This window comes from Spirosoma sordidisoli (genome assembly GCF_004138325.1).
In the GTDB taxonomy this organism is placed as follows: domain Bacteria; phylum Bacteroidota; class Bacteroidia; order Cytophagales; family Spirosomataceae; genus Spirosoma; species Spirosoma sordidisoli.
In genome coordinates this window covers 198,389-209,859 of the sequence record NZ_SBLB01000003.1, presented here as the reverse complement: position 1 = coordinate 209,859, position 11,471 = coordinate 198,389, and the positions used below count along the sequence as shown (strand labels likewise).

Annotated in this window: 8 protein-coding genes; 3 read left to right on the top strand and 5 right to left on the bottom strand. The window is 55.4% G+C overall.

Features of this window, described 5'->3' with window-relative positions:
• The first annotated feature begins 127 nt into the window (after nt 1-127).
• Both trxB and EQG79_RS12660 read left to right on the top strand, forming a co-directional pair.
• Complete coding sequence (trxB, locus tag EQG79_RS12665) at nt 128-1,099, top strand: thioredoxin-disulfide reductase (protein WP_129601692.1); 972 nt, start codon at nt 128-130, stop codon at nt 1,097-1,099.
• Nucleotides 1,100-1,237: 138 nt separating this feature from the next.
• A complete protein-coding gene (locus tag EQG79_RS12660; RefSeq protein WP_077920975.1) occupies nt 1,238-2,308 on the top strand; it encodes a peptidoglycan DD-metalloendopeptidase family protein in 1,071 nt (356 codons plus the stop codon).
• Nucleotides 2,309-2,318: 10 nt separating this feature from the next.
• On the opposite strand, the gene EQG79_RS12655 is transcribed toward EQG79_RS12660, so the two are convergent.
• The 4 genes from EQG79_RS12655 to EQG79_RS12640 all read right to left on the bottom strand — a co-directional run bounded on the left by EQG79_RS12655 (nt 2,319) and on the right by EQG79_RS12640 (nt 8,993).
• Nucleotides 2,319-3,605 (bottom strand): DUF2339 domain-containing protein, encoded by a 1,287-nt coding sequence (locus EQG79_RS12655; protein WP_129601691.1) that lies wholly within the window; start codon nt 3,603-3,605, stop codon nt 2,319-2,321.
• Between the two features lie 146 nt (nt 3,606-3,751).
• Nucleotides 3,752-4,489, bottom strand: coding sequence for a YqjF family protein (locus EQG79_RS12650; protein WP_129601690.1), 738 nt, complete (start codon nt 4,487-4,489; stop codon nt 3,752-3,754).
• Nucleotides 4,490-4,602: 113 nt separating this feature from the next.
• Nucleotides 4,603-5,904, bottom strand: a complete 1,302-nt coding sequence (locus EQG79_RS12645; protein ID WP_129601689.1) for an amidohydrolase family protein — start codon at nt 5,902-5,904, stop codon at nt 4,603-4,605.
• Nucleotides 5,905-5,933: 29 nt separating this feature from the next.
• Nucleotides 5,934-8,993, bottom strand: a complete 3,060-nt coding sequence (locus tag EQG79_RS12640; RefSeq protein ID WP_129601688.1) for an amidohydrolase family protein — start codon at nt 8,991-8,993, stop codon at nt 5,934-5,936.
• Nucleotides 8,994-9,161: 168 nt separating this feature from the next.
• Here EQG79_RS12640 and EQG79_RS12635 point away from each other — a divergent pair, with 168 nt between their 5' ends.
• Nucleotides 9,162-9,899, top strand: a complete 738-nt coding sequence (locus tag EQG79_RS12635; RefSeq protein ID WP_077921157.1) for a hypothetical protein — start codon at nt 9,162-9,164, stop codon at nt 9,897-9,899.
• Nucleotides 9,900-9,961: 62 nt separating this feature from the next.
• Here EQG79_RS12635 and EQG79_RS12630 read toward each other — a convergent pair whose 3' ends face one another.
• Nucleotides 9,962-11,419, bottom strand: a complete 1,458-nt coding sequence (locus EQG79_RS12630; RefSeq protein ID WP_077921158.1) for a DEAD/DEAH box helicase — start codon at nt 11,417-11,419, stop codon at nt 9,962-9,964.
• Between the last annotated feature and the right edge of the window lie 52 nt (nt 11,420-11,471).

The window sequence follows — 11,471 nt, the reverse complement described above, 5'->3', positions numbered from 1 at the left end:
CGGACCGGACGCCCCTTACTTTGCATTCTACGGGATTTTTTTCAATTTTGCGTATGTTGTCCTGTTGACACTCGTTTTTTATCGAACGGTCACTAGTGCTATCCGACAACGAATTGCCCCATTTGCAATGACTCCCGAACACATTAAGTGCCTGATTATAGGCTCCGGCCCCGCCGGTTATACAGCCGCCATTTACGCAGCCCGCGCCAACATGAAGCCCGTCCTTTATCAGGGTGGACAGCCTGGTGGCCAGCTGACCATTACGACAGAAGTCGACAATTTTCCTGGTTATCCAGATGGCGTAGAAGGCCCGCAGATGATGCAGGACCTCGAAAAGCAGGCACGCCGGTTTGGTACTGATATTCGATACGGTATGGTCACGGCCGTGGATTTTTCGGAAACACCCGGTCACGGCCGGCCCCACCGCATCACCGTCGACGATAAGCTTGAACTAACGGCCGATTCGGTCATCATTTCAACCGGCGCATCGGCCAAGTGGCTGGGCCTGCCCTCCGAAATGCGGCTAAACGGTCGGGGCGTATCCGCCTGCGCGGTCTGCGACGGCTTTTTTTTCCGGGGGCAGGACGTAGCGATTGTAGGGGCCGGCGATACAGCGGCCGAAGAAGCCAGCTACCTGGCTAACCTTTGCCGCAAAGTGTACATGCTCGTCCGCCGGGGCGATATGCGGGCTTCCAAGTTCATGCAGCAACGGGTAAAAACGGCGCCCAATATTGAGATTCTGTTCCATACCGAAACCGAAGAAATCCTGGGCGACGACGAAGTATCGGGCGTACGGGTGAAAAATACGGTATCGGGCGAAGAACGCGTTTTAGATGTGACCGGCTTCTTTGTAGCCATCGGTCACAAACCCAACACGGATATATTCCGGGACTATCTGGATCTGGATGAGAGTGGATACATTCTGACCGAGAAAGGGAGTACCCGTACCAACATACCCGGCGTTTTTGCGTGTGGTGACGCTCAGGACAACATCTACCGGCAGGCCGTTACCGCTGCGGGAACAGGCTGTATGGCCGCACTGGATGCCGAACGTTACCTTGTCACGCTGGAAATGCAGGACCAGGAACTTGTTCATTAACTTAAAAAGAGGCAGGGTATCGAATTGACAGGTCTATAATCCATGCTGTTCGTGGCTCCTCTACCAGGCAGAGAACACTCTGCCTGGTAGAGGATTCTGTATAAACCGGTTTATTCGACACCCTACCCCTTCCGAACGATGAAAAAAACCGCTACACAGTGGCTTTTGGCTATTGGATGCCTATGCCTGACCGTAACGGCGTCCGCCCAGGAACGCGGTCGATTCAAGAATAACTTGAAGATTACGCCAAGAAATCAACCCTCCCCCAATGCGCCGGTCGTTGAGCAGCCTCGAAAAGCGGACGACCCCTATGACCAGGAAACCACTCAACTGCGCTTCAACAACCAGTTTGAACCTAAAAAAGCACTAAACCCGGTCGTCAGCGAAGACACCAGCCAGATCGATCAGGGAGAAACCAGCGTTGTTGAAGTTATCGACTCGGTGCTGGTAGGTAATGAATGGGTCAAGATAGCCGATTATTACGCCGTATGGGATTCGCGCACGATCGATCCCTACAACATTAATCCGCTGGAGTTCGACGAAGCCATCGACATCAAGCTCTATGATCCGCCAGCCAACCGCTTCTGGTCGCCCCCGCTGAACGAAGGCAAACTGACGTCTAATTTTGGCTACCGCTGGGGACGCTGGCATACCGGAGCCGACCTCGACCTGGAAACCGGCGACCCGGTCTACTCGGCCTTCGACGGCATTGTACGGGTCGTTGGGTGGGATGGTAACGGCTACGGGCGGTATGTACTGGTTCGGCACTACAACGGGCTCGAAACGCTGTATGGCCACATGTCCAAGCAGACAGTCGAAACAGGTCAACTCATCAAAGCCGGTGACCAGCTGGGACTGGGCGGTAATACCGGCCGCAGCTACGGAGCCCACCTGCATTTCGAGACGCGTTATGAAGGAAATCCCTTCAGCCCGCTCAATATCTACTCATTTCCCGAAAATACGATCAACTCCGATCACTTCCTGCTCACCCGAAACGTCTGGGATTATCTGCGGGGAGGTCGTTCGTCATCGGCCGAGCCTAGCTTCAAGCCGCGCATCAAACGAACCGTGCTTCACCGCGTCCGGTCGGGTGAAACGCTCAGCTCGATTGCCAGTCGATACGGGATGTCGGTGTCGGCACTGACACGTAAGAATCACTTGTCGTCGCGGTCGCGGTTGCGCCCCGGTCAAAAGCTGCGGGTACACTAACGAACCTGACTTATCGAATGGCGGGCGGCAGATACAAGCCCTCCCGGTGGGCAGCTGTCCAGCGCTGCTCGTAGTAGTGGCGCATAAACGGCGTTGGCGCGTCAACCCGATGATAACGTTCCCAGTTTATTAGCTGCTCGTTCATATAAGCCTGATGCTTTTCAAGCCTGGGCAGCGACCGCCAGTAACCGATCACGTTTATGGCCAGGCCAACGACGACGCAGGCGGGTAACATCCAGCGGGCAGGTGTCATGCTGGTCAGTACCATCATCAGATACACGCAGATGAGCAGGAGCAACGGGTATATTTTATAACGCGTCACGAAGAGAGCAGCATCCAGCTGACGGCTCACGGCAATGGCGGCCATGGTCATCAGCAGAAAACCACCCAAAGCCACCATAAACAGCGCGCCCCGATCTGCCGACGGTACGGACTGGGTCCATACCCGTTGTACTATACGTGCTGCTGGAATACCAAAGGCAAGTACTAACAGCAACCCGGTTGCCATCGGAATTTCCTGGTACCGCTGAGACTCTACGAGTGCTCCCAACAGGCCTAGCAGCGTCTGCGCCTTTTCGAAAAGGGTCGATGCCTGTTCAGCCCCGATACCCGACTGTATGGCCGGGTCGAACCCCCACCAGTATAACCCGATCGCTAGGCTGCCTATGATCAGCCAGCCCGCTACCAGCCAGTACTGACGCCGGAGCAGCCAGACAAAGGCAACAGCCGGAATGAGCAGCATACCATTCGCCCCCGTCAACATGCTTAACAGGGTTAGACCGAGTACCAGGGCTAAACGGGTAAAGGATAGAGGTCCGGCTGCCAGATACAGCGTGATAACCGCCAGCGCCAGCACGCCCAGATTCTGCAACGAAGCCATGCCCCAGTACACCAACTCGGTATGCAACGGCTGGAATAGCAACAGAGCAATGGGTACCAGATAGGCTGGCGAGATCTTTCTTCCGGCCAGGACCTGATAAAAGACAGCCAGCGGCACGAGCAGAAATGCGTTCCCCAGCCAGACCCACCACCGAAAATCGATAACACCGCCGTTTAAAGCTGTCAGTCCTATCGTTACTAACCGGGGCAGCAGCAACCGGTGCTCATTGTGAAAGGAAAACAGGATAGAAAGCGTTGCCGACACACTACCCTGATTGGATAGATCGTATAAGCTGGCCAGCAGGCTGAGATCATCGGCATAGGGTATGTTCTGGCTGAAAATACCAACAAGAGTATAATAAACCAGTATGACTACGAACAGAATAAGAGGAACCAGAATACCTTTTTTTTCTGACATAAGCGCGATGAGAGGAAGTCAGCTAACTCCATTAGCCTACAATTGCGCTGGAGTTAACAACAAAAATAGACTTGACCCCTCTTTGCCCATATATTTTATATATTATTTATATTTTTACTTCTTTTTTTCCTATTCCGATCTGCAGGTTACCTGCTTATTGTTTCGCCGGACCTGATCGCTACCGCGGAACCATCGGCCAGGAATATAGACCGCGGAGGCTCCTCAAAAAACGGAGCGAAACGACTGCCGTACAGCGTAGTCACGTCACAATGAACCGAATAATCCGTTACCGGAAAAATCGACCAGGTGGGGTGAACGACCTCGTACTCGGAGGTTCGTCCAGCTTTCGTACCTGAAGACGACCGGTTGGTATACCCCCAGTAATGTTCGGTGATAAACGCTTCTTCGCTGTCGGGTACCAGCGCGTGCCCCCTCTGATCGGCCCGTACCTGAATGTGGTTCCAGGCCCCGTTGACCTTCCATTCGTACCGGGTGTACTGCTGGTCCGCATCGGTTCGCCACTCATGCCGCATCGGATGGGTAGCATACGGCTCGCCGTATAAGGTATTGGCCACGAGTGAAATAGCTGGCTTCGGAACAATTTCCTTGACGAACACCACCCCTCTCCGCCAGCCGGTCTGGTGTTTGCGACGAACGTAAAAGCGCAGGTTGAACTCTTCGAACTCCTGGTGAAAGGGCACCGCTACGGCCCCGAACAACCTGACCCGCTGAAAGTAAAAACCCACCAGGCTCCCGTAGCAGATGCCATTGTACGCATCCAGTTCGGTACCGTACGGAACCAGCGGTTTCAGCACCTCAGGATCGATGGCGTAGTTTGCAAATATAAGGTTCCGCCATTCGGCAGTCAGGAAAGTAAAAGCCACGGTGATTATCGCTATAGTTTACACCACAACGGCTTGTGCGCCCAATGGTTTGTAAAAGAAAACGCGGGAATGACTGTGTCATCCCCGCGTTTGGTGTGGGTTTGTCAACCAGGTTATTTCTGCTGGTATTTTTCTTTGTAGGTATTGTAAAGTCGCTTGTGCCGATCGTCCAGGTTTACTTTTTTACCCTGGATGAATACGTGCTCCACTACGTTGGTCCGCATATCGAGCGCATCGCCGGCCGAGACGAACAGAGTGGCCTGTTTGCCCCGTTCCAGTGTCCCGACCAGGTTATCGATACCCATAATCCTGGCGGTATTGGAGGTGATCATTTTCAGCGCTTCCTCGCGATCGGTGACCCCAAATCCTACCGCCGTACCGGCCAGGAACGGCAGATTTCGGGTGCGCCACCACGCATCGGCATAACTCAGGCTTACCAGTACACCCGCTTTTTGCAGGATAGCCGGCATACGATACGGCAGGTCGACATCCTCATCGTCGCGGTTGGGCAGGCGGTGAAGCGCGCTCAGGATAATCGGAATGTTCTGTTCCTTAAGGAATCCGGCAACCCGATGGGCTTCTTCGCCCCCGACAATAACCACCTTAGGCACACCCGCGGAGCGGGCAAACTGAACCGCTTCGATGATGTCTTTACCATAGTCGGCCCGGATGTAGAGGTTCTGGCGGCCTGAAAATAAGCCCCGCATAGCCTCCAGCTTAAGATTCATGGGGGTTGGGCTGGGCAGAGCCGCATATGCTTTGGCATCCGCGAAGGTGGACCGTAATGAGCTGATCACTTCGTCGCGCCGTTCGTTTTTCTTGACAACGGTGGTGAAATCGGCCAGATCGAACGAGCGCGCAAAGTAGCCGGGCCAGTTGAGCCACAGGCCATCATCCTTTTTCAGCACCGCATCTTCCCAGTTCCAGCCGTCGGCCATCATCACACTGGAGCTACCCGATACGGTACCGCCCTGCGGCATGGCCTGGGTGAGCAAGACGCCGTTATTGCGGATGGTTGGAATAATTTCCGAATCGGTGTTGTAGGCAATCAACGCCCGAATGTTGGGATTCAATATGCCTATTTCCTGTTTATCGACGGTGGCCCGCACGGCTCCGATTTCCTGCAAACCCACCGTCGATGCGGGGGATATGAAGCCCGGATACACATGTTTACCAGCCACGTTGATCACCTCCATCTCGTTGGTGTTGAGCCGGATTGTGGTGGCATCGGCCACGGTGGTGATGATACCCTTGTCGAACACCACCACCCCGTTCTGGATGACCTGCCCGTTCCCGATGTGGACGGTGGCATTCAGGAGGGCTATAGGCCGGGTCTGCGGTTTAGCGGGAGCGGGGTTCTGCGCCATGCTCGTAAGCGACGCCAGCGAAAGTATAGTTGTAAGTAATCGTTTCATCTGTTTGTTCGGTATACCGTTTCTGGTCCTTATTTGCCGTCTTCCTCACCTTCGGCCATCACCCCTTCCACATCTTCGCAATGCCACATCCGTGACCGACGGGGGGTCGGACGGGTCGTTGACGAGCCGCTGGATTTGGCGGTCAGCATCTTCTGAATGATGCGGGCACGTTCGGCCTGCATGGCATCCCGTCTGGCGTCTTCGGTCTGCAGATCGAAATAGATCGCGCCGTCGATGATCGTTTTTTCGGGACGGGCGTAGATCGCCAGCGGGTTCGTATTCCAGAGAACCAGATCCGCATCCTTACCAGCCCGGATGCTCCCCATCCGATTGTCGAGGTGCAGCAGTTTGGCCGGGTTGAGCGTTACCATCTTCCAGGCGTCTTCTTCTGTCATACCGCCATACTCGACCGTTTTGGCGGCTTCCTGGTTCAGTCGACGGGCCATTTCGGCATCATCGGAGTTGATCGATACCGTCACTCCCTGCCGGTGCATGAGCGCGGCATTATAGGGAATGGCATCTTTCACTTCCATCTTGTAGGCCCACCAGTCGGCAAACGACGATCCGCCCACACCGTGCTGCGCCATCTTGTCGGCCAGCTTGTACCCTTCCAGAATGTGGGTGAAGGTATTCACTTTGAAGCCCAGCGAATCGGCTACTTTCAGCAGCATGTTGATTTCCGACTGAACGTAGGAGTGGCAGGTGATGAACCGCTTTTTAGCCAGGATCTCCGACAAAGCGTCCAGCTCAATATCCCGACGAGGTGCCAGCGCCGACGCTTTCTCCTTGGTGCTGAGCCGGTTATACGTGTCCCAGCTCTTGGCATATTCCTTGGCCCGCATGAAATGATCCATGTACACCTGCTCAACCCCCATCCGGCTCTGCGGGAACCGAATGCCGCTACCATCGCTCCGGTTCGATTGTTTTACGTTCTCGCCCAGGGCGAACTTAATGAACCCATCGGCCCCTTTTACCAGCAATCCTTCCGGCGACTCACCCCATTTCAGCTTGATCAGCGCCGACTGGCCACCGATGGCGTTTGCCGACCCGTGTAGAAGTTGGGAGGTCGTAACCCCACCCGCCAGCTGGCGGTATATGTCGACATCTTCCGAGTTGACCACGTCGGCCATACGCACTTCGGCCGTACTGGACTGAGAGCCTTCGTTCACGGACAACAACGCAATGTGTGAGTGCTCATCGATGATCCCATTGGTCAGGTGCTTACCGGTTCCGTCAATTACGGTGGCGTTGGCCGGAGCCGTCAGCCCTTTACCGACCTGGGTAATTTTTCCATTCTGAACCAGTACGTCGGTGGCCTGAACGATCCCCTCTTTCTCATTGGTCCACACCGTTGCGTTCCGGATCAGCATGGTTTGCGGCTGCGGCTTGCTGAGGTTACCCATGCCCGCAAACGGATAGAGAAGCGTGGTGCCGGCAGTGCTGGTAGTAGAGCGGCCCGCGGTGGCGGTGGCACTGGTAGCGGTACTCGACGTGGGCGTGTCGACAGCCCGGGCGGCCGACCAGCTGATGGCTTTGCCATCGGGGGTTTCGCCATCGCCCGCCAGGTTGGATGGGCTGGTGCGGTATCCCGTCAGGCGGGTGGTGCCGGGTTTCTTTTTGTCGAGCTGGATCTGCATCGTAATCAGGTCACCGCTTACCGACACTTTCGGAGTGATTTTGGTGGTATCGACCTGAATCTGATACTCGGGCTTTTCGGCCGACTTACCCGTAATGGTCAGCTGAACAGGCGGCTGATTACCGATAACCAGGCGCCATCTGCCGCGCAGGTCGGTACCATCTTTCGGGTTCACAATGTACTGCTTACCCTGAATCCAGTTTTCGTAGATTACATTGTCGGCACTGAACAGATTACCCGAGGTAATGATAAAATTGGCTACGTTCCCTTTTTTGAGCGTACCCACCTGATTCTCGGCACGAATGAGCCGGGCGGGTAGCGTGGTCAGCGCTTCCAGCGCCCGCTGCTCGGGCAGTCCGTTCTCGATGGCTTTGCGCAGGTTGGCCCAGAACTCCGACTTGTTACGCAGCCCCGCCGTTGTCAGCGCAAACGGAATATTGGCAGTAGCCAGTCGACCGGCGTTCATCGGTGCCATTTCCCAGTGTTTCATCTCGGCCAGAGACACATTGTCGGCATCCCAGGGGTCCTCGACATCGTAGGGCTGCGGAAAATTGAGGGGAACAATCAGCGACGCGCCCGTAGCCTTTATCTCATCGATCCGCTGGTATTCGTCGCCAGAGGTCCGGATAATGTACTGCATACCAAACTCATCACCGATTTTATCGGCCCGCAGCACGCCCAGCTTGTCATTGGCTTCGAAGATGGCGGGCAGACTCTGAATACGATTCAGGGCGTCGAGCGAGAGGTTGGCCTGCTCTTTATTACCAGCGCGTTTGTACCAGTCGGCGTCGTACAAAGCCTGCCGAAGTACCGCTACCGAACCCATCATTGAGTTGGGAGAGGTTTGGGTGGAGCTTCCCTTGCTGAACGAGTAATGAGCCGTGGCGTTCGGTTTCAGGACCAGTGCGTTTTCGCGCTCGTCGGCCAGCGTTACCAGCGCACCGGTGCCGCGGGCTATACCATCGTGGGCGTGGGCCAGTACCGAACCGAATCCCATCTTACGAAGTTCATCGGCTTTTTTAGCATCCGCTTTGAAAAGCAGACTGGCATCATTTTCGGGCTGGATGGCCTGGTTCCAGTAGTAGGCCCCTTTTTTGTTCGACTCAAGCTGAGGCAGCGAATTGAACGACCGGCGCTCGGTTTTCACCTCCGGCATTCCGTAGTCCGAATCGATATCGATCAGAGCCGGATAGATTCGTTTCCCTTTCAGATCGGCGACCACCGTGCCGGCGGGCAGGCTCACGTTGGCCCCCACCGCTTCGATACGACCGTTTCGGATCAGCAGCGTAGCATTGGATAATGTCGTTTGCGGATCAACCACAATGGTAGCGTTGGTGAATGCGTACAGGCCGGGTCGTTCGTCGTACACGCCATTACGCGGAAAGGTTGTCTGGGCAGTGGCCGACTGAATCAGACCCAGCGCCAGCAACCCCATCAGCAGAGGTTTCGTCATGAAGTTAGAGGTTGTATAAATTGGTCATAAACGGTTAAATGTACGGAAATAGCGCCACTGTCTAATGATAGGCCATATAACATTTTGCGTTATTCGCTGAATGCCAATGCATCTACCTTTGGAGATTATACGTTTCTTTACAGCCTCTTCACCGTAACGTCCTTCACTATGCGATTTAGCTGCCTCCCCCTCCTGCTGCTGCTTCCGGTATATGGTTTTGCCCAGACAAGCCCGGACAACTCGATGCAGCAAACCACCCGCGACCGAATCAATTTCAGTGGCCTCAAAATACCGGCGAATGGCGTTTTGTTTGGCGTCGACGGACCGCCGGGCCAGATTCTCGGCGACGCCTACCTGGACACCACGTTTCAGGCCGGTACCATCCGGTTTTATGGCCGCATCGGTCAGAGTGACACGCTAGCCGGTGTGCCGGTCCGACTTGATTTGATGGCCAACGAAGTAGAGATACAGGCCAGCCCGGCCGACATACGCGTTGCCAAGGGTCACAGCGTAAAGCGGTTTGCCATGAACAGCAAGCTGGGTGGAGTCAGCCATTTCGTCAATGTGCTCGAGTACCGGGGCGACGCAGATGCGATCAACGGCTTTTTCGAACAGCTGGTTACCGGCCGGGTCGAGCTCCTACTCCACCCGTTTATCTCCGTAAAAAAAAGCACCTACAACCCGGCCCTCAATACCGGTAGTAAAGACGATCAACTGCTTAAAAAAGCCGACTGGTATATTGGTCGGCAAGGGCAGGCTGTCAAGTTTTCGCCCGGCAAAAAAGCGGTTCTGGAGCTGATGGCCGATAGGAAGGAGCAGGTTGAAGCTTATTTACAGGCCGAAAAGCCGGATCTGAAATCGCGGGCAGGACTCGTAGCGCTGTTCACGTTCTATAATCGGTTGTGACCGGCTCGCAGATGAGCCAAAAAAAGCCCAAACTGACGTCTGGGCTTTTTGTATAGTTTCGGTTACTCGGCTGCTGGGGCGGGGGACGGGCTTTGCTCCTGGCCGTTTTCGCGTTTTTCACCCCGCGGCCCCCGCCGACGCTTTTTGCGTCGCTTAGGCTTATCGGCGGGTTGCCCATTCACATGGGTAGCCGAAAGCGGTAGCGCCGGTTCTGCCGAATCAGTAGCCATGGCAACACCCTCGCCTGCCGGCTGCGGCACCGGTTTATCCCGCCGGTCGCGCCGACCTTTTCCGGAACGGTCCGAGCGGGCTTCACCCGATCCGGTACCGGATGGACGCTGGTCATTGGGTCGGCGCCCATCGCGTCCGCCCCGGTTGTCGCCACGGCCTCCGTCTTTACGACGGCCAAACCGCTTGGGGTCGAACACCGGCGACTTGCCCATGCCGAGTTCTTCGGTTATGGATCGTTTGTCGATCTCGCGCTCGATCAGCTTTTCGATGTTTACAATACGATTCTGCTCCTGATCACTGATGAACGTAATGGCCGTACCGGTCGTAGCGGCCCGCGCCGTCCGGCCGATGCGGTGTACATAATCTTCGGCGTCGCGGGGCGTATCGTAGTTGACCACGTGGGTCAGGTTGTCGATGTCGATACCGCGTGAGAGTACGTCGGTGGCTACCAGAATCGGGAATGCCTTATTCTTGAAATCGCGCAACACCACTTCCCGGTCGTCCTGTTCGAGATCAGAGCTGATGCCCCGTGCTTCGTAGCCCAGCTTGCTGAGCGCCCGTACAATACCGTTCACTTCCGACTTTTTGGACGTGAACAGCACCATGCTCTGAACGGGCTTCTCACTATTCTTGATCAGGTGAGCCAGCAGCGGCAGTTTCTGATTGTCGTAGGCGAGGTAAAACTGCTGATCGATACCAGCCGCCGGTTTCGAAACGGCCAGTCTGATTTCTTCCGGCTCGGTCAGTATCCGTTTGGCAAACTCCCTGATTTTGTTGGGCATCGTGGCCGAGAACAGCAGGGTCTGGCGCTTGGCCGGAATCTTATCGACAATGTTCAGGATGTCATCGGAGAAGCCCATGTCGAGCATTTTGTCCGCTTCGTCGAGAACCAGGTAATCGATCTTGTCGAATTTGACGTAACCCAGCTGCATGTGCGCAATGAGTCGGCCGGGGGTGGCGATAATAATATCGGCGCCGGTTTCCAGAGCCTTACGCTGCTTGTCCCAGTCGTCTCCTTTGCCCCCGCCGTAGATAGCGATGCTGTTGGCTTGTACGAAGTAGCCGAATCCTTCTACCTGTTCGTCGATCTGCTTGGCCAGTTCACGGGTGGGCACCAGAATAAGCGTACTGGTATGGTCGTGGTCGGCATGCGAGATTTTGTCGAGCAGTGGAATGAGGTAGGCGGCCGTTTTACCGGTACCGGTCTGGGCACTGGCGATCAGGTCGCGCCCATCGAGAATTTTAGGGATGGCCATTTCCTGAATAGGTGTGGCCTTCAGGTAGTTCATGGCGTCCACGCCAGCCAGCAGGTCGTCGTGGAGATTAAATTCGGAAAATGTC

Coding starts and splice junctions, on each gene's coding strand:
- EQG79_RS12635 (WP_077921157.1), top strand. CDS start 9,162: ATGCGATTTAGCTGCCTCCCCCTCCTGCTGCTGCTTCCGGTATATGGT.
- trxB (WP_129601692.1), top strand. CDS start 128: ATGACTCCCGAACACATTAAGTGCCTGATTATAGGCTCCGGCCCCGCC.
- EQG79_RS12640 (WP_129601688.1), bottom strand. CDS start 8,993: ATGACGAAACCTCTGCTGATGGGGTTGCTGGCGCTGGGTCTGATTCAG.
- EQG79_RS12660 (WP_077920975.1), top strand. CDS start 1,238: ATGAAAAAAACCGCTACACAGTGGCTTTTGGCTATTGGATGCCTATGC.
- EQG79_RS12655 (WP_129601691.1), bottom strand. CDS start 3,605: ATGTCAGAAAAAAAAGGTATTCTGGTTCCTCTTATTCTGTTCGTAGTC.
- EQG79_RS12630 (WP_077921158.1), bottom strand. CDS start 11,419: ATGAACTACCTGAAGGCCACACCTATTCAGGAAATGGCCATCCCTAAA.
- EQG79_RS12645 (WP_129601689.1), bottom strand. CDS start 5,904: ATGAAACGATTACTTACAACTATACTTTCGCTGGCGTCGCTTACGAGC.